A 19103-nucleotide genomic window follows, 5' to 3' on the forward strand; every position below is an offset into this window, starting at 1 on the left:
TTACATTAGCTCTTTGAATAAGCCGCCAGCCATTCCGTTTCCCCAAAAATCTCTTTCGCTTTTTTGACAAGCTTCTGGTTGATAAGAGAACGTTTCACGCTCAAATTTATAGCTTGTTTATGGAAATAAAAATTAAATTTATATTTCTTCAATGCGACCATGGAAATTCTCTGAGCTTCCGAACCGTTATCCTTCGAGATCAGCCATTTGATCACATTCTCGAAATCCTGTTCGTCCAGATCATTTTCATCCGCTTCCGAGTAGAACTCAATCGATTCGTCTACATAACCGCTTCTGTATAGCAAACCCGCAATCTTCCCGCCTACTGAATCGGTTAATTCTGTTCGGAGCGGCACCAGCTTATTGAATAGTTCAAATTGGTTAAAAACGATGCACTTCTCAAGGATATTGACATAATGAGCAGCATTTACATTTTTGCCTTTCAAGCTTTCGTTGTTCTCTACGGCTTCCAGCAAGGAAATGAGGCTTTCGTTGCTCAACAGTTTCTTAAGATCGGATCTCAAACCCGCATCCTCTGTGGCGAAGTACAACAGGAATAGATCCGCATAGTCCAACATAGAAAGCTTCAGGCCATACACCAACACAGGCGCATCGTAAAGCTCGGCAGTAATAGGAGTATTCGACTGCGCGGACAAGCCTGCTTTTAGATCGACGGCTCTATTCATGAGCAGGTCCGCGGCAAAATAACGTTTAACCAATCTCTGAGCCAACGCCGGTTTGCCGATATTCAAGGCGAACGCAACCAATTTCCGCAATACCTCGGTATTAGGAGTGGATAGCACCTTCTCCGATAAGAAGGTGAAAATTTCAGCTTCCGTATGGAACTTCGTTAATATTTTTATTAAGCGATACAAAGTTTCCAAGCAATATCTATTGTGATTCAAAGCGCTCGTATGATACTTCACCGCGCTTTGAAAATTATTTTCTTCTTCATAAATAAAAGCAAGGGCCTTGCTTGGTATATAATCCTTGAAATCTGGGCTTTTAATGACTCTTGTAAAATGTTTAGCGTTCAAAACGATGTGGCTAAAAACCGCCTTGGCCTCGTCATACCGCTTCTGTCTAAAATAAATAAGTCCTCTGTAGTATTGGAAATCCGCCGCATCGGAAAACATAGCTCCCGCATCTTGAATGACGGTCAACGCATCGTTGTATCTCTCCAAAGCGATCAGCTTCTCGACAATACTTAGCAAACAAACAGGCACCCAATCATGATGGAAGCTTGTTTTCTTCTGATAGGCCTTAATATACGCATCCAAAGCCTTCTCGGGATGACCCAATACGGACATTTCATTGCCGTAGTTATATAAATCGAAAGCCTCATCCGACTTCGCGTTCATTTCTTTATCGATAATTTGAAGATTCCTGCCGCTTTTGCCTTTTTCTCTAACCACGCTCTTCATATAACCCGTATGATAGATCAATAAGGAGGAGACCCCCATGTTGATCCCCGACGGATTAGTCGATTCAAGCTGTTCATGGATCGCGCGGAAATACTGAATCTCGCCATTGTTTTTGTAAACCCGGGCATGACGGTTCTGAGCGATATTCGTGCCATCCTCGCCCAAGAAGTTCAAGATGTTCGTTGCATACACATCGTATGCTCCCGCATCCTTTTTCAATTCGTCGATACTGGCCTGGAGGTTATCCCGGTCTACGTACTCGTCCGCGTCCAACACAAGAATCCATTGCCCGTTCGCCTTCGAGGCGGCAAAGTTCCGAGCTTCCGCAAAGTTATTGGTCCAATCGTAATGATATATGTGATCGGTAAATTCGGCGGCTATTTCTTTCGTGTTGTCCGATGAGCCTGTATCTACTAGTATGATCTCATCTACGATCCCTGAGACGGACTCCAAGCATCTTCTCAGAACCTTTTCTTCATCTTTGACAATCAAACATAAGGATGTAAATACACTCATCGCGCACCTCATAAAATAATGTCTTGGTTAATAAAAATATCGTACCAGATGACCGGTACGATATTTTTATTAAAGCCAGTATTAATTCATAAAAATTAACGGAGCAGTTGCAGTACGCCTTGCGGCTGTTGGTTAGCTTGAGCCAACATAGCTTGAGCAGCTTGGTTAAGGATGTTGTTCTTCGTGAACTCCATCATTTCCTTCGCCATGTCAACGTCACGGATACGGGATTCAGCAGCTGTCAGGTTCTCGCTTGCAGCACCCAGGTTGTTGATAGTGTGCTCAAGACGGTTTTGAGCCGCACCCAGCTCGGAACGTTGTGTCGATACAGTCTTGATAGCTGCGTCGATCGAGGAAAGCTGGCTGTCGAAATCAGTTGTAGCGAAGTCAGTAACGTCGATGCCGCTAACGCCCAGTGCAGAAGCGGACATGTCGTCGATGTTAAGCTCCAATGTTTGGGAAGCGTTCGCGCCGATTTGGAATGTCAGCGAAGAACCGCCAGTTGCGGAATAGTCGCCAGAAAGCAGGTCCTTGCCGTTGAATTGCGTACGGTCGGAGATACCGGACTCGCCTGCTTCGCCGCCAAGCTCCTTGATCAATGCGCCGATTTCTTCTTGGATTGCTTCCAGATCTTCAGTCTCTTGAGTACCAGTGTTACCAGCCTGTACAGTCAGCTCGCGCATACGTTGCAGGATGGAGTGAGTCTCAGTCAGAGCGCCCTCAGCTGTTTGGATAAGGGAGATCGCGTCTTGGGAGTTCTTCGAAGCCATTTCCAGACCGCGGATTTGGCCGCGCATTTTCTCGGAGATCGCAAGACCAGCAGCGTCGTCGCCAGCACGGTTAATACGAAGACCGGAAGAAAGCTTCTCAAGGTTTTTACCAGCAGCGCCAGTGTTTACGCCCAGTTGACGGTGAGTGTTGATTGCTTGAATGTTGTGGTTAATACGCATTGTAATTTCCTCCTTGAATTGGGTAAATGTCCGCATCCTTGCGGTTGATTTTGATCCGGCTAGTAGGTCGGCCGCCCTCTCGCCTTCATATTATATATATCGACATCTCGTCCCGAATCTTTATAGCTGATAGAGGCAAATCTCAATTTTTTTTGAAAAGTTTTTTGAGATCCTCCGCAGTGACTGAGCCAGCCGCCGCCTTCTTGTTCTCCTCTTGAATTACCTCGTAAATCTCTTTGCGGTAAATGTCTATCTCTCTGGGAGCGCGGATGCCAAGCCTCACTTGGTCGCCCTCCACCCCCACGACCACAATCTCGATATTATGATCAATGACAATAGACTCGCCGGTCCGGCGGGACAATACAAGCATCTCGATTCCTCCTTATGGTCGAATGACGGGGGCCCGCGTCCCGAATGGCGAATTCTGCAGGATAAGCTGTCTGCCGCGGTGATTCGCATTATTTAATAGCACAGGCGCCTGCAGATTGATCGTAGAGTCTTGTATCGATTCTCGCAGCGTCATAATCGCCCACACCTCGAGCTCCGATTCCGTCTCTATTTCCATCTCAAGCTTTGCCGATTCCGATAGATCCCATTCATACTCGGGATAATAAATGAAAGGATTGGCCACTATGAAAGAAACGTGCTCGTCCTCCTCGGAGCGCATGACTTTAAGCGGAAGCTCCTCTCCGATATCTTCAATATCTTCAAAGATAAAAACCCTCAAATGCTCAAAACCGGGAATTCCTTGGTCGAAAACATATTTTTTTGCGGAGTCATTCGTCACGGATGGCATCCTCCTTGTTATTCAAAACAAAAGCTATAGGCTCGTCCGCTAGCTTCCGCAAACGACAAACCTATAGCTTAATGTAAACATATTATGAGGTCAAATGCGACTGTCAATTTGAGGAGGGGTGATGATAACGCTCGGAGGCTGACTCATATAAATATCAAGCTTGCCTCGTTCATAGTGATGAATTGGCGCATTCACCCGGACATCCAGTTCTACGCGGCCGGGAGTCGTCTCGATGTTCAAGTTCCCCGGAGTATAATAGACATCAACATTATCAATGGAAGCCGGTCCTCGAAAGTCCATCTCCGGGAACGTTCTCTTCCATTCCTTCGCCATGGATGCGATCGGTTTGCCGCCCGTATGGATGGCGGCCATCTGATTACCCTTCTCTACGATCCGGCCAAGCCCTTGTAATGCGATATTCGAAGCTTGCGAATAGATTTTGGACATCGTCTCCAAATTGTTGCCAAGTGCCAACGCATCCCAAGCTTTCTCTTGATCGATCTCAAGCGTGCCTCTTGTCGTCGAGAAATGCTGCTCGGGCCTGACCTGGCGCATATTCACGCTTGCTCGAGGCTGCTGCAGATCTTGAATGCCGGGATCGGCATCTATACTTAACTTAGCATGCTGGAGCCGAATATCGAGCGTAGGTATCTGCATCTGAACGACCGTCCTTATCTCAGGAAGTCAACCAAGCTTGGACGAATAAGCTGCGCCCCTACGGATAGAGAAGCCTGATAAACGTTCTCCTCCATCTTCAAGTTGGTAATGACCTCTGCCATATCCGCATCCTCGGTTTTGGACTTCACCGTCTGGAGGTTCACGTCAATGTCTTCCAAGCGAGCCTGGATAATCTCGACCCTGTTGATTCTAGCGCCGATCTCCGCCCGTTTGGTGAGCATTTTGTTCATGCGCGTATCTACCTGCTCTATTAGCTCGGAAACGCCTTCCTGGTTGCCGGCCGCGAACATTTCATGCGCCCTGCGCATGAGCTGGAACACATTATCGCTCGCGGTATCGGCATCGGAAGCGATAGCCTCGCCGAACACTTCGTTGCCGGTAATATTGGCCGACATGGTCATCCCGGCGGACAATTCGTATTTGACCGTGGCTTGATCCGTCGTAATATTATACGCCTTAACGGCAGGCGGTACGGCTGCTTCCGTCAATCCCATTGTCGGATAGGGCTTCTCGCCCGTTTGCTCGCCATTGAAGACTTGCTTCCCGTTAAACTGGCTGTTCCCGATCTCAACCATTTGATTATAAAGCTGCGAAATTTCGGTGTTAATGGAATCCAGGCTAGTTTGCTCCAACGCTCCGTTAGAGCCTTGAACAAGGAGTTCACGGAAACGCTGCATGATGTCGCCGGCTTGACCGATCGTCGTATCCGTATATTGCAGAATCGACAGGCTGGTATCTACGTTTTTGATATATTGGTCGTTCGCCTGCAATTCGCTTCTATAACGCAGCGAGAACGTAATGCCTACCGGATCGTCGGATGGTTTGTTAATCTTCATCCCCGTCGAAAGCTGATCCTGCAAGGTGTTCATTCTGCCAAGATTATTCGTGATGTTACGCAGCAATTGCGAGTTCATCATGGTTTGCGTTACGCGTAAGGACATGCTTGGTCACCTCTGCATTGTTCAATTTATATTAGAGACCTACACGGCCCATGCCGTTAATCACTTTATTCAGCAGCTCGTCTATCATGGTCATGTTACGCGCTGCGGCGTTATAGGCATGCTGGAACTTGATCAAATTCGACATTTCTTCGTCCAGTGAGACGCCGCTTACCGACTGCCTGCGCGCGTCGACCTGCTCGACGATAATCTGCTGATTGCTCTGCATGCGGGACGCTTCGGACGCTTGCACGCCTAATTGCCCGACCACCGAACGGAAATACGCGTCGATGGTGTTCTTGTTCTCTCCGGTTCCGGCATCGAAGTCGAACCTTGCATCGCGCATTTGCGAGAACAGCACCGCGAGCGAGTTGTTGCCGCTAACGACGGTATCCGTGCCGCCGGCATCGGTCGTCACGCGCATGGAAGTCGCGATCAAGTTGGAATTGGCCGCAATCTCCGGATTCAAAGTAATGTTAGCGGCTGTTAGTCCGGTCGTGCCTCCGGACGCATCGGTGAAGAATGGCAGACCCGGCTCGTCTCCTGCAAGACTGTACCCGAGCTGATGCAATCCGTTCAGACCATTCACCGTTACGACCGTATCCTCTTCCAGCGTCCGATTCAGACTGGTTACCGCCGTCCCGTTAATAACCGTTCCGATGGGGAGAACGGCGCCCTTAGGCAGCGTGACCTGGAATTCTCCGTTCGCCATGGTTTGAACCATTGTATCCAACTCATCCATGTATCCTTGGACAAAATGATCGCGCGAGTAGATAGTTCCATAAATAGCCCCGCTGTTCAAATCGCCTGATTCCACCGCGTCGTTAATGGAATCGACTGTTAGAGGCGTCGCCGTCCCTCCGGCCACGAGCTCCATATCGCCCATCGTCACCCGATAACCGGAGTCGAGCTCTTCGACGCGAATATTGACGAGCCCGGACAATTGATCCGTTAGCAAATCTCTCTGGTCTCTTAAATCGTTTGCATTGTCGCCCAGGCCTTCGATTCTTCGAATCTCATCGTTTAGCTGAGCGATGCTGGTGGCGATCGAATTCGCCGTGTTCATGTTAATCTCGACATTTTCCGTGAGGTCCGCCTTCAAATCGCTCAGCTGTTTGGCGGTATAATTAAACGCGTCGACCATGGCGAGCGTTTGCTCCTTAACAACCTTGCGGCCATCGGCATTCTCGGGGTTTTTGCTTAAATCCGACCATGCGTTCCAGAAATTCGAGATCACGCTGCGGATGCCCGTATCGCTTGGTTCGTTCACGATTCCTTCCAGCTTCGACAACGTGTCCATCTGGACGTCGTAATTCCCCTGCGATTTGTATTCGTTCCGGAATTGATTGTCCAGGAACTTCTCCCGGATGCGCGTGATGGAGCTGGCCTCCACGCCCGTTCCCAACTGGCCTGCCGCTGCGGACTTTGAATAACCCAGCGCGTCGATCGGCCTGGTCGCCGTCATGTTCACGACCTGCCGGGAATATCCCACCGTATTCGCGTTAGCGATATTATGTCCCGTTGTATTCAACGCCGATTGCGTGGTGAACAAGCTGCGTCTAGCCGTCTCTAGTCCATGGAAAGTGGAAGCCATGTCCGTCTCTCACTCCTCTAAGCTTAAGTCTTAATATTGAATTGGCTCGCGCGCCTGCGGGCGGCGTCCTGTATATGCCGATGATAAGTGACGTCGTCTTCCTCGGGTCCCAGCAGCAAATCCTGCGAGAAATGCAAGTATTCAAGCGTCATCTTCACTAATTGTTGGTTGAATTCGTTAATTTCCTGCAGCTCCGTCACGACCGCGTTCAGCTCGTCCCACAACCGTTGCAGCAGCTGCTTCTCACCCGCGTGGTAAACCATCTGGATGAGCTTCTCCAGCTTGAACGAACGCTGATGGCCGCTAATCTTCTGCGACGTCATATATTTGCCCACCAGGAAGATCCGGCTCTGCTCGAGCTTCAGGATCTGGTCAAGGATCTTCTTCTCCTTGTTCGCGATATAGGAAAGCGAATCGATGCTGTTCTGTCTGAGCGCCTCCGTCTTCGCCTTCCCGTATTCGATCAGCTGCTTGTGCTCGTGGATCAGTTCCTCAAGCGTTGCGGCAATTTGCTGAATGGTCTCGTTCATCCCGCTACTCCCTTATGAACGGCAGAAGCTTCTCGGCGATCTTGCCGGCATCGACATGATACGTGCCCGATGAGACTGCTTGCTTCAGCTCGTTGATTCTCGCGCTGCGTTCCGTCTCGTTCAGCTTGCTTGTCGACAGCATCTCCATCGCGGCAGCGGAAATTTGCACTTCGTCCTTCTGCTTCGCTTTCTTCGTGTTGTCCGCGCGCGGCTCATTCTGTTTCGCGTAGGGATTGGTTGCTCCAACACGTTTGGTTTCGTTTATCTTCAATGTTCTCACCTCATTGTGATCAGCAACTAAAAAAGCCGATTAACCTTATACAAGTATTATCGGCTCTCGTCATATTTTAATGAATAGTATCCAGAAATTATCTGCCTTTATACTCGCTGATTCCGCGATATGCGGTTTTCTCCGCTTGCTTCTGTTTCTCAAGCTGGGCAGCTTTAGCGCTTTCATCCTCCATCATCCTGCGCGTATCCTTCGTCAGGCGGGAGCGGCAATCCTCGCACAGATGGTTCTCGCGGATCAATGTCCCGCATGATTCGCATGGGAAAGACATATTAGGCGCGTTCACAATGGAGATCCGGCCTTCGCGAATGAATTTCGTAATTTGTCTAATGGCGACGCCCGTGGCGTCCGAAAGCTCATGGATGATAGCACCCTTGTTCTCGCGAAGGTAGTCGGCGCAAAGCTGATACTCTCTATCGATATCCTTCATGCATGCCGGGCACACATCTCTAAAATTTTTGGCAAAAATCTTCCCGCAGCGAGGACAGTTATCCACGTTCATCGCTTGAAGCCCCCTCTTGTCCTAAATAATCCTACTTTCATATTAACGGATTCCGACAGTATTTTCATTAGGAAAAATTACGGATACGTGCAGGAAATGACAGCTTTTCTATGAACGCGACCACGTGAGGACGTATACCTTAAGGGGCTGACAAGCATGGCGCAGCAAAACTTCGGAGCAGGCCTCGACCGTGCTTCCCGTCGTGTAAATATCGTCGATAAGGAGAACTCGGAGCTCTCTGGACGCGTCCGCATGCAATGCCTCCAGCTCCTTCAGCGACGATTCGTTCACTTCGAAAAGCGACTTCGCCACCCGCATGCGCTCCGCCCGCGATTTGAAGCTCATCTTCTCCGAGTGATGCGCCCGGACGAGCAGATCGTACGACGGAATACCGTATCGCCTCGATAGATACCGCGCCAGCTCAGCCGCCTGATTGAAGCCGCGCTCTTCCGCCCGCTCCGCGCTGATGGGCACGAAGGCGACAGCGTCCCAAATGCCGTTGGCGGGCTGGTTCTTCAAGCTGCGGTTATGGAGGGCGATCCGAAACGGATGAATGCCTGCATTTCTTGGCAGACTTGGGGCGGCAGGCGCGGCTTTGGCCAGCTCTTCGGTCAGCTTAAGGAAAGGCGGCACCAGCATCTCCGCAAGCAGCGGGGCCAGACGCTCGAGGCCCCTATATTTGTACAAGGCCAGCCAGCTGCGCATGACGGGATCGTACGTTACGGCGCTGCGATTCAAGACAAAGTGACGATTCGGACGGCGGCCGCAATCCTCGCAGTGAATGCCTCTCCCGCATATCGGACAGAGGATTCGCTCGAGCCACGGGATGGAGGAACGGCAGCTTATGCATAGTGAATGGTTCAACAAGCGAGCCGCTGCGGGGGCGCCGCCGGATCGGACTTCGGCAGGCTGCGCTTGACCGAAGGCTTTGCCGCATACGACGCAGCCTTCTTGGTGAGGCGCCATCCATGTAACGGACCGGTTGCCCGCGGTACGCAAGCCGGACAACAGGCGTGTGATGGTTCGTATAATGCTCATGAGCGACTCCCCCTCTTGCCAGACTCCAGCAGGAACCCTCTCGCCCTGGCGAACCGATTCATCGTTCGAATGTGACGGACGGCGCGAAGCTGGGACTGATTCCTCTCCGGCGCAAAAAAGGAGACGCTCCCGTTCGGATCGGCCGCATTCCGCCCCGCCCTTCCCGCCATCTGCACGAGCGAAGCCTCGTCGAACAGCTTGCCGTCCGCGTCCATGATGATTACATCGCTCTTTGGGATGGTCACGCCCCTCTCCAGAATCGTCGTCGTCACCAAGACGCGGATATCCGCGGTGCGGAAAGCGGCGACCTTAGAAGAACGCTCCGGATCCTGCGAGGAAGTGGCCGCTACAAGAGCTGAGGGCAGCCGCAGCTTATCCCGGAGGAGCGCGGCGAAAGGCTCGGATTGCGCGATCCGCTGAACGAACAGGAACAATTGGGCCCCTCGATCGAGCGAGGCTTGAATAACCTTCTGCAGCGATGCAGGCAGCTTGCCGGAAGACAACATCGCATGGACGGGGGGCGAGCGCCTTAGTATCGGAACCGGAAGCGGATGCCGATGGTAGCGGACAGGCACGCGCGCATGCGCCAGCTCCCCCCGCTTCGCCGCCCGCTGCAGCTCAATCGGCGGCGTTGCAGATAGAAGCAGACGCGGCGCTCCGGGCAGGCAGCTCTTGTCCGCCGCATATTTCAGCAGCGGATCGCCATGATAAGGATAGGCATCTATTTCATCTAATATGACAAGATCAAACGCATGATGGAACCGGAACAGCTGATGCGTCGTCGATAAGGTAATATCTCCGCGCTCCCAGCGCTGCTCGCTTCCGCCATACAGGGTGACGACGGCAGCTTCGGGGAAGGCGCGCCGAATACGAGGGTCCAGCTCCAGCACGACGTCGCGCCTGGGCGATGCGATGAGCGCTCTTCCGCCGCGGCGCAGCACCGACTCGACGAGCGGGAATACCATCTCCGTCTTGCCCGCTCCGGTCACGGCCCAGAGCAGGAAGTTGCGAATATCCGAGCGCTCGCCGGTCGGCTGCCGGCTCACTCGCAGCTTAGGACGGCCTTGGACAGCCCTCCCCTCTATAAAGTGCAGGGCCTCTTCCGTCGCCGCAAGCTGCGCCGGACTGAGGCCCCAATGCGCCAGCCGGCCCGCAACCGGGGCCGTCTCGGCTTCCCGGGCCGCGGGCCAGGCACCGCGGCCGCCACCCAACCCTTGCTGCGCTAGAGGCTCGTACACGCCCTCTACCAGCAGCTCGCATTCGCGGCTCCGCCCCATCGTGAGGCAGGCTTCGCAATAACTGCACAAGCGCCCGCAGGCCAGGCACCGCGAGCGCCGCAGCCGAGCCTCCCCGCTGCCGCAGCGCCGGCAGCGCAGCCGGCGCCGGGCGTCCGGCCGCCCGCCCTCAACGGCGGCGACCGCTCCGCGGAGGCGCACGCGCCCGAGCAGCGCCGCCAGCTGAATCGCTTCGCGCCAGCTGGCGGCGGCCCCGGGACCGCCGGCGCCCAAGAGCTCGCGCGCTTCGCCGCTTAGCAGCGCGCGGCCAGAGAGCAGCGACGCGGCGCGCTCGGCCGCCGCCGCGTCAACCCCGCCGCGCGCCGCCCCGTTAGGCTCGCGCCGCCAGAGCTCCGCGCAGGCAAGCAGCCTCGCCAGCTCAGCCTCAGTGATCCCTGACTCCCGGCGCTTCTTCCGCTTGAACCATAGCCGCCAACTGCGCCCTCGCTTCGCACTTGTAGCCGCATCATCACCCGTCAGCCGAATCATGCACTCAAGCTCTATTAAGCCATCGACCCACACCTTATCGCTCGAAGCCCCTTGTTCTAACAGCGAAACTGCTCTCTTCTCTGCTTTCTTCTTTGCTCTTCCCCGTCGATCACTTCCCCTTATGTACTTCCCGCCACGCTCCCCCATCCTCCACCATTCCGCAATCTGACAAGCCTGTCCAAGCGGCAGCTGCTCCTTCCAGAACCACGCCGCCTCTACGTGCTCCTGTGCCGCATGACTGCCGCCGAACCAATAGGCGCGATCCACCTCCGGCGCAATCGTCACTCTTCCCTCCCACTTGCCGTTTCTTCTTAACGCATACAAGTAAGCCCTCATCCGTTACTCCCCCATAATTCCGATTCGAATGCCGCTACCGGACACCATCACCGGCCCAAACCAAAAAAAGCACACCTGACCCGCCGCATGGGCGAATCAAGTGTGCTTCACTATGTCTGCATTATAGGTCAAAACGGCATCTTCGACAAGTCGGCCGGATTCTGCAGATCGACGAGCACGGCGTGCTCCGATTCCGACACGACCCCCTCGGCTTGCAGCATCCACATCATGTGGACGGCACCCTCATTTCCCTGCAAGCGCTTTCCATCTTCGGTCTCCGTATCCGCTTGCGGCTTCTGCGCATGCACATGAACTTGCTTGCCGCTTCTTCTCCAGCGCTCAACGATGGCAAGCGTCTCGTCGGAAGCCCCTCGATCCACCACCGTCAGCCGCACATCCTTGCCTATCCAGCGGGAGAAAGCATGAAGCATTCTCAAGTACCACTCCATCTGCTCCGCCTGACCTTTATCGGCAATCAGCACGTAATGCTTGCTCTTGCGCGATTTCCCTCGGCCGATCCAATGGGCAAGATGAACGAGCAGCGCCGCAGCGGCGTAACAGCCTATGATAATCAGCAGAACATTCAGCATGTCGGCACCTCCTCAAGTTTTTCGTAGAAAAACACTTCGTAAGCATGGGCTGTTTTGCGGAGCAAAACGCTTCGTAAGCATTCGCTCAGTTTTTCGAAGAAAAACACTTCGTAAGCATGGGCTGTTTTGCGGAGCAAAACGCTTCGTAAGCATTCGCTCAGTTTTTCGAAGAAAAACACTTCGTAAGCATCAACCGTTTTGCGAAGCAAAATCCTGCGTAAGCATGGGCTGTTCGGGGTAAGCATTCGCAAAAGATTACTTATGCCACACTATATGCCGCTCCGCGCCCATCGGTTACGGGCATTTGGACAAGGGAAGCATTTTGGAGGAAAAACGTTTAAAATTCGACAGAAAACCGCGCCTTCTCACCAAAATTACACCCTTGCCGAATTACCAGTTTATGCTATCATTTGGGTACGTCGACAAACATATAGTTATTCTGATGGCCTACATAACGACGGGGGAAGGTGGAGCCCAAATCCGGCCCGCCAGGGCGTTCATACCATTCAAGCAAGAGGAGAGTGAATAATGAGGAAAACGACCAAAAAGCAATTCTCAATCGTATTATCTTTGCTGCTGATCCTATCCCTGACAATGGGTTCCTTCGTTTACGCAGAAGGACAGAAGACCGACACACATGTAACCGTCCGCCTACAGGACGCCGCTTTAGCCGCAGCGGTTACGATACAATCCGATGAGCAGACACAAGCTGCCTGCACGTCTTATCTCGGCACAGCCTTAATGATCGAACAACAGGATTCGTCGATTAAATACATCACGATAAACGGCGACGGAACGGCTACCGCAAAGTTCAAGACCGTACGGGATTGCGTTCAGGCCAGCTTTTCGGTCTATACCTACGGAGAATCACCCACCCCTTACGAAAACCAAGTGTATTACCATGGCGTAACGGGGACCTATGATAAAGCGGGAAACTACGAGCTAACCATTAATATGCCTCCTTGCGGTAACAGCCAGGTGGATCTATACACGGGCCCGATCCAGACTACACTGGGGCCGGACGGCCATAAACCCAACACCTATAGAAGCTATCTCTATATAAAAAGCGCCGCATGTCCAACGCCAACGCCAACGCCAACACCAACACCGACACCGACACCAACACCAACACCGACGCCAACACCAACACCAACACCAACACCAACATCAACGCCAACACCAACGCCAACACCGACACCGACACCTACTCCAACTCCGACGCCAACACCAACACCAACACCTACTCCAACTCCGACGCCAACGCCGACACCAACGCCGACACCAACGCAGCCATCTGACCCACCTACGAATCCGCCTACAGATCCACCTACGAACCCGCCATCGGAGTCGCCAACACCAACGCCAAGTCTCGAAACAACGCCAACTCCAACACCATCCGAGTCTACGGAGCCATCGCCAACGCCTTCGGAGGTCATCATCATTGTGGAGGAGGAGGAGGTGCCGAGAGGCGACGATCCGGATGATGAGACGGAGATCGACCAGTCCACGGACGAGAACCAGCCGCCGATCGACGAGCTGCCGCAGACAGGGGATAGCAGCCCCGTACCGTATTACTTGTTGGGCTCTTTCATGGCTGTAACGGGTCTTGTCGCCCTGCGCAAGCGCCGCCGGCAAAACTAAATAAGCCCCGTTAAACGAGCAAAGCCCTTGGAGCAAGCGATCGCTTGCCTCAAGGGCTTTGTTCCCATATATAAGGTTGTGCACATAGTCCGCAACCTCTATTCATGGATGGAAGCAATATCCGGTTCATAAACCGGATTCAAATTACGAAAAATACTTTATATAAAAATAAGTTCTTCTTTCGCTTAAAGCGCTCTTCCGCTTACAGCGTGACCCAGCCGAATTTGATCGAGTTGATGACGGCTTGCGTGCGGTCGTCGACTTCCATCTTCTGCAGGATGCTGCTGACATGGTTTTTGACCGTCTTCTCGCTGATGAACAGGAATTCGCCGATCATCTTGTTGCTCTTGCCCTCAGCCATCAGGCGAAGCACTTCCGCTTCGCGGCGGGTCAGCGGGCTCTCTTCGGTCGCGATGTACTTAACGCCCGGCTCCTTGGCCGCGGCGGCGCCCGAGGCAACGCCCATCTCGTCGAGATACGTCATGCGGCGCAGCTGGTTGATCAGCTTGCCCGTTACCTTCGGATGGATATACGAATGGCCTTGGTGGACGGAACGAATCGCGTTAATGAGCGACTCCGCCTCCATGTCTTTAAGCAGGTAACCCGTTGCTCCCTTGCGCAGGGTTTCGAATACATAGCTCTCATCATCGTGAATGGACAAGATGATGACCTTCACGTCCGGGAACATCGCTTTCAACCTCTCGGTTGTGACGACGCCCGTCTCGATCGGCATGTTGATATCCATAAGCACGATTTCCGGAACGGTATGGTTGCAGAACTCCAGCACCTGAATGCCGTCTCCGCACTCCCCAATTACTTCGATATCGCTTTCCATATTAAGAATGCGCTTCAAGCCTTCACGGAACAGCTGATGGTCATCCGCCAACAAAATTTTGATCTTGCTCGATTGGTTAGGCGTGATCTGGTTCATTATACTCATTCTCCTTTCTGTGATCTGGAGTAGTAGGGATCTCTATTACAATTTTCGTGCCCTGGCCGGGATTTGAGTCTATAATCATCCTTCCTTGGATCAATTCCACGCGTTCTCGCATGCCAATCAGACCAAAGTGGGAATTTCCGCTCGAGGGCTTCTCGACTGCGCCTACCTGGAACCCAGTACCGTTGTCCTGGATCGTGATCTTAATGAGCTGCGGTGTGTAATTCAGGTCCAAAGATACATGGGAAGCGTTCGCGTGCTTCAGCACGTTCGAGAACGCCTCCTGCATCATGCGGTAGATCGCGGCCTCCATCGCGGATGGCAGGCGTATTTCTTTGCCCGTCAGCTCGAAGGTGGCGTGCACCTTCGACTTCTCCTCGAAGTCCTGCACGAATTTGCGCAGCGTCGGCACCAGACCTAGGTCGTCCAGCGCCATCGGCCGCAGGTTGAATATGATTTTACGGATTTCCTCGAGTCCCGTGCGCACTTGGCCCTTCAGGTCCACGAGTTCGTCCTGTACCATCTCGAATTGTTTCTTGATCAGCATGCGTTCCGCGATCTCGGTCCGCAAGACGATGTTCGCCAGCGATTGCGCGGGACCGTCATGGATCTCCCGTGCGATGCGCTTGCGCTCCTCCTCCTGCGCGAGAATGATCTTCAGGCCGAGAAGCTGCCTGTTCTTCGCGGATTCGACAATGCGGGTCACTTGATTCAGGTCGCCGGACAAATACTCCAGCACGACGTTCATCTGCGAGCCGATCACCTCGGCGCGTTCGATCGATTGCTCGACGTTCCGAACGCGCTTTTGGAGATCGTCCCTGCGGGCGCGGAGATAAGTCTCCTTCTCGCGGTATATCATGAGATCCAGCTGGATCTGAGTCGCTTTCTCGTAAGCCTGCTTAATATCCTCTTCCCTGTACCGCACGAAGTCGCGGCTGACCTCGGTCAAGCGAATGCGGGCGCGCTTGTAGTCCTGCTCTAGTTTATCCACCTTGTCGATCGTCTTGACCGTCTCCTCGAGCACTTGCCCAAGCTCCAGCTCAAGCGCCTCCAGTTCCGAGCGCGCCGATTCGCATATCTCGTAGATCTGATATTTGCTGTCTTCCATGACTTTTATCGCATTCGAGATGACTTTGTCTAAGTCGACCGTTAGGTGATCCACTGCAGCTAGGCACTCCCCATCGAAGTAGGATATTCCATACTATCATAACATATTGTAGCCGTGCCGCGTCTAGCTATTCGATGGTAATCTTTTTTAATTTCTCCTCATAATTGACCTTGAATCCCAGCTTTTCGGAGAATAATCGGATCGGAATGACCGTGCGGTTATTCTTCGTGAACGGGGCGACATCGGCCGTATAACGGACGCCGTTCAGCATGTAATCCTTCTGCCCGATCGTCATCTCGAGCATCTGCCCGCCGCGCAGCACCGTGATCCGTCTGGTCTTCTCCTCGTAAAACACTTCCGCGCCCATCGCTTCCGTCACGAACCGGAGCGGCACGTAAGTCGACCCTTTCTGAATGAACGGAGCCGCCTCCAGCCTCACGCCCTTGCCGCCTACCGTCGCGCTCGATTTGTCGACGTTCATGACGATCGTCGCGCGGGCTGGCTCCTTCACCTCTGCAGCCGTATGAAGGACAAGGTTATCCATCGCGATCGCGCCGCTCGGCGTCTTCTTGTCGCTGTCTTGGTCGATGGTCACGACATAGATGCGCTTCAGCTTAGCCGGGTACTCGATTCCCGCGGAGGCCAGGTCCACCTTTACATTTTTCCAGCCGGTCCAGTTCAGCTCCTTAGCGATGTCCAAGAGATGCGCCTTGCCGTTGGCGTCCAAAATTTCGGCCCGTACCCAGTTCTTGCTGTTGTCGCTGTACAGATCCAGCGACATGGAGGATGGCGAACCCGACAGGGTCAGGCCATCGCCGAACACGGCATACGAAGCTCTCGTCCCCGTCCCCGCGGAGAAATCGTACGTAAGCTGCAATCCGCGGCTTTTCTGCTCCGGCAAATCGCTGACCAGCTTCACCGTCCCTTTCGTCACATCGGCCGGCGTAACGGCGTTCGTGATCGCGTAACGGGATACCTCGAAGTCCTCGAGCGTCTTCGTCTGCTGGCCTTCCACGAACGGAATCATGGCGCCGAAGCCGTCGTAGCGCGCAATGGCGTAGCCTGTCTTCGTTTTGCTGTCGACATCCTTCACCGTCACCGCGCCGTTCGCGTATTCGCCCGTGAATCCGACGAACTCCCACTTCAGGGAATCGCCCGTCATGTAATAGGTTTTGCCGTTCTTCAGCTTGATCGTGATCGGCACGTTGACAGTAGCGCCCTTGCTGAGCTGACCCGCTCCCGCGTTTATTTTGATCGAGGCGATCTGATCTTGGCCGATCACTTCGACGTCGTACGATGCGCTCGCTTCGCCGGACTTCACCGTCAGCTTGGTTTTGCCGATTTTGGTCGCCGTGAATTGGCCGTTCTCGAACTTGCCGACATCCGCGGATGTGCTCCACTTCAGCGACGCCGGATCGACAGCAATCGGATTGTAGTACGTATCGTAGCCGTTCACCGTGAAGGTGGCGCTTTGGCCCAGCAGCATAACATTAGGCCCGCCGGCAATGATTCCTTTCAGAGTGCCCTGCGGTGCCGTCGTGAAGACGCCGATGCCATTCGCGACCGCCCGCTGGGAGCTCTCCTGCGTCGGATGCGCGAGCTGCACGTTCGTGCTGCCGAGAGGACGCTCGGTCATCGTCGTGGAGCCGCCGCCGTCTAGGTTCACGCCCTTATATACGCCCAGCTGCACCATGACCTGCTGCAGCTCCTTCAAGCTGAGTCCCGTGTTGCTGCCCGACTTCTCGCTGGTGATCATGTACACCTTCGTACCGTCCTTCGAATAGCCGACTCCGGAGCGAGACGTGTAGGAAGCGCCGCTGACGCCGGTTACGTCGCGGGAGAACGCCGATGCCGCGCCGTTGTCCACCAGCAGCGTATGGCCGCCTACGAGCATCTGGAAAGAAGCCGCGTCCACCGGCTGCTTCGTCGTTTGCGAGACGAGCGTATAATCCGCCGCTACGGCTTGTCCGACCTGCATATTCGTCTTGATGAATTGCGCCGCTTTGCCGTGTGCTCTTAGGATGTAGCCGTCAGCCGGTACGCTGCCCGGGATCGGCGTGCCGTCCGACATTTGCTCGATGATCCCGTTCCGGACCAGCACTTCGATCGCCATCGTCTGCGTCGCCGAATTGGTCGGACGCTCCGCGCCGCCCCATGCGCTCGTATAGATGAACAGGTTATCGACGGTGCTGTAATAGATGCCCTGACCTTCCGGCGCGTAGGAGGATTGGTTCATCCCTTCGATCGGGAACGTCTCCCCGTTCTCGGCCGTTACCGTGCCGCTGAACGTGTAGGCGTCGATGACCGGCTTGCGGTCCTGCGTAACCGCGAAGGCGTACATACCCTTCAGCTCGGAAGGGCTGACGATCAGCTGGCCGCTCGTCACCTGGGCGCCAAGCGGCGCTCCTTCGTTCGACATGACGAAGACGTCCGCGTTGATGCCCGCGACGGCCCCGTTTTCTTTGGTCATGTTCAGGATGTTGTTCCGCTGTCCCACGCTATTGTTTTTCCCGCTCATCGCATTCAGCGATACGTGAGGGTTCGATAGATCGATTTCAATGACATGAACATCGGTCTGCACCGATTTATTATTCCGCGTTGTGCTCCATACATAATCCAGACGCTTCGCCCCGGACGTAATAATCTGGGATTTCGTCAGCTTCAGAATCGGCGCCGTCGCCGCATCCGCCTCCGCGATCATGATCGATTGCCAATTGTCCGGCAGCACGGTTCCGAGCGGCTGCGCCAACAGCGCGCCGCTCACTGCGACCACTACGACTTTGCTCTTCAACGTCCCCTTCCGCTTCTGCCGGCCAATGTTGTCCTTACCCTTGCTCATATCCTCAGCAACTCTCCCATCTCTATGTATCTACTAGTAATAGACTACAAGAGTATTCGAAAAGTTACGTCTATAAAGGACTGCTATCACATTTTTTCCTCTGAAAAATATTGCTAATGAAAAAGCCGCTGCATACGCAGCGGCGAAATTTTATTCCAGCGGGATGCCAACTCAATTTGCATCCGCCTTAAAATAATGGATCGGCCGGATCTCGATCCCCCAGCCGAATACCTCCCCTTCGGCGATTTGAACCGCGGGATGCATCGAAGCGATCCGGACCGCCTCCTCCAAGTCCTGCGCTTCGATAAGGAACGCGCTACCGATCATCTCCTTCGCCTCGGTGAAGGGCCCGTCGATCACCCTCAGCTTTCCATCCGCTCGGCGCAAGGAAACCACTTTGGTGTCGAGCCCGGTATCCATCCTTACCTTCCCGGTTTGGTACAGCTCCTCCAGATGAGCTCCACATCCACTCATAATCGATTCGATCTCCGCCTTCGGCCGGTCATCCATCTTGGCCGGCTCGAGATATCCTAAGCACAGAAATTGCATCGCGCATCCTCCTCTAATATCTTGCCTTTACTATAACAACGAATGGGAAACGGGGAAATCGACATCTCGCGAAAAAAAAGACCCT

General features: G+C 53.8%; 19 protein-coding genes. 2 read left to right on the forward strand and 17 right to left on the reverse strand.

Going from position 1 to position 19103, the window contains the following annotated elements:
* Positions 1-5: 5 nt before the first annotated feature.
* From NQZ67_RS22880 to NQZ67_RS22940, 13 genes are all read right to left on the reverse strand, one after another.
* Entirely contained in the window at positions 6-1940 is a 1935-nt protein-coding gene (locus tag NQZ67_RS22880; protein ID WP_257450482.1) for a tetratricopeptide repeat-containing glycosyltransferase family 2 protein, read from the reverse strand.
* A gap of 95 nt (positions 1941-2035) precedes the next feature.
* The gene (hag, locus tag NQZ67_RS22885) at positions 2036-2890 is read right to left on the reverse strand and encodes a flagellin Hag (RefSeq protein ID WP_257450483.1); all 855 of its coding nucleotides are present in this window, start codon (positions 2888-2890) and stop codon (positions 2036-2038) included.
* A 142-nt stretch (positions 2891-3032) separates the two neighbouring features.
* Positions 3033-3260: a carbon storage regulator CsrA gene (csrA, locus tag NQZ67_RS22890; protein WP_257450485.1), complete on the reverse strand. Its 228-nt coding sequence runs from the start codon at positions 3258-3260 to the stop codon at positions 3033-3035.
* A 12-nt stretch (positions 3261-3272) separates the two neighbouring features.
* Positions 3273-3686, reverse strand: coding sequence for a flagellar assembly protein FliW (locus NQZ67_RS22895; RefSeq protein ID WP_306813026.1), 414 nt, complete (start codon positions 3684-3686; stop codon positions 3273-3275).
* A gap of 90 nt (positions 3687-3776) precedes the next feature.
* Positions 3777-4343 (reverse strand): DUF6470 family protein, encoded by a 567-nt coding sequence (locus tag NQZ67_RS22900; RefSeq protein ID WP_257450488.1) that lies wholly within the window; start codon positions 4341-4343, stop codon positions 3777-3779.
* A gap of 14 nt (positions 4344-4357) precedes the next feature.
* On the reverse strand, positions 4358-5305 hold the full coding sequence (gene flgL / locus NQZ67_RS22905) for a flagellar hook-associated protein FlgL (protein WP_257450491.1): 948 nt from the start codon (positions 5303-5305) through the stop codon (positions 4358-4360).
* 31 nt (positions 5306-5336) lie between these two features.
* Positions 5337-6896 (reverse strand): flagellar hook-associated protein FlgK, encoded by a 1560-nt coding sequence (gene flgK, locus NQZ67_RS22910; protein WP_257450495.1) that lies wholly within the window; start codon positions 6894-6896, stop codon positions 5337-5339.
* A gap of 23 nt (positions 6897-6919) precedes the next feature.
* Positions 6920-7426 carry a flagellar protein FlgN gene (locus tag NQZ67_RS22915; protein ID WP_257450497.1) on the reverse strand — a complete coding sequence of 169 codons (507 nt, stop codon included), beginning with the start codon at positions 7424-7426 and terminating at the stop codon, positions 6920-6922.
* A 4-nt stretch (positions 7427-7430) separates the two neighbouring features.
* Positions 7431-7697, reverse strand: a complete 267-nt coding sequence (flgM, locus tag NQZ67_RS22920; RefSeq protein ID WP_257450499.1) for a flagellar biosynthesis anti-sigma factor FlgM — start codon at positions 7695-7697, stop codon at positions 7431-7433.
* A gap of 97 nt (positions 7698-7794) precedes the next feature.
* Complete coding sequence (locus tag NQZ67_RS22925; RefSeq protein WP_257450501.1) at positions 7795-8217, reverse strand: TIGR03826 family flagellar region protein; 423 nt, start codon at positions 8215-8217, stop codon at positions 7795-7797.
* A gap of 108 nt (positions 8218-8325) precedes the next feature.
* Complete coding sequence (locus NQZ67_RS22930) at positions 8326-9255, reverse strand: ComFC family protein (protein WP_257450503.1); 930 nt, start codon at positions 9253-9255, stop codon at positions 8326-8328.
* Positions 9252-11354: a helicase-related protein gene (locus NQZ67_RS22935; RefSeq protein ID WP_257450506.1), complete on the reverse strand. Its 2103-nt coding sequence runs from the start codon at positions 11352-11354 to the stop codon at positions 9252-9254. Before NQZ67_RS22935 ends, NQZ67_RS22930 begins: the two co-directional genes overlap by 4 nt.
* Before the next feature lie 128 nt (positions 11355-11482).
* Positions 11483-11944, reverse strand: a complete 462-nt coding sequence (locus tag NQZ67_RS22940; protein ID WP_257450508.1) for a hypothetical protein — start codon at positions 11942-11944, stop codon at positions 11483-11485.
* Between the two features lie 1073 nt (positions 11945-13017).
* Between NQZ67_RS22940 and NQZ67_RS22945 the strand changes: the two genes are divergently transcribed.
* On the forward strand, positions 13018-13242 hold the full coding sequence (locus NQZ67_RS22945; protein WP_257450510.1) for a hypothetical protein: 225 nt from the start codon (positions 13018-13020) through the stop codon (positions 13240-13242).
* A 145-nt stretch (positions 13243-13387) separates the two neighbouring features.
* Complete coding sequence (locus tag NQZ67_RS30725) at positions 13388-13585, forward strand: LPXTG cell wall anchor domain-containing protein (RefSeq protein WP_257450512.1); 198 nt, start codon at positions 13388-13390, stop codon at positions 13583-13585.
* A 202-nt stretch (positions 13586-13787) separates the two neighbouring features.
* Here NQZ67_RS30725 and NQZ67_RS22955 read toward each other — a convergent pair whose 3' ends face one another.
* From NQZ67_RS22955 to NQZ67_RS22970, 4 genes are all read right to left on the reverse strand, one after another.
* Positions 13788-14516 carry a response regulator gene (locus NQZ67_RS22955; protein ID WP_257450514.1) on the reverse strand — a complete coding sequence of 243 codons (729 nt, stop codon included), beginning with the start codon at positions 14514-14516 and terminating at the stop codon, positions 13788-13790.
* A complete protein-coding gene (locus NQZ67_RS22960; protein WP_257450517.1) occupies positions 14497-15684 on the reverse strand; it encodes a sensor histidine kinase in 1188 nt (395 codons plus the stop codon). Before NQZ67_RS22960 ends, NQZ67_RS22955 begins: the two co-directional genes overlap by 20 nt.
* A 73-nt stretch (positions 15685-15757) precedes the next feature.
* Positions 15758-18469, reverse strand: a complete 2712-nt coding sequence (locus NQZ67_RS22965) for a stalk domain-containing protein (RefSeq protein WP_257450519.1) — start codon at positions 18467-18469, stop codon at positions 15758-15760.
* Positions 18470-18640: 171 nt separating this feature from the next.
* On the reverse strand, positions 18641-19018 hold the full coding sequence (locus tag NQZ67_RS22970) for a YciI family protein (RefSeq protein WP_257450520.1): 378 nt from the start codon (positions 19016-19018) through the stop codon (positions 18641-18643).
* Between the last annotated feature and the right edge of the window lie 85 nt (positions 19019-19103).

It is taken from the genome of Paenibacillus soyae, assembly GCF_024623455.1.
GTDB classification, from domain to species: Bacteria; Bacillota; Bacilli; order Paenibacillales; family Paenibacillaceae; genus Pristimantibacillus; species Pristimantibacillus soyae.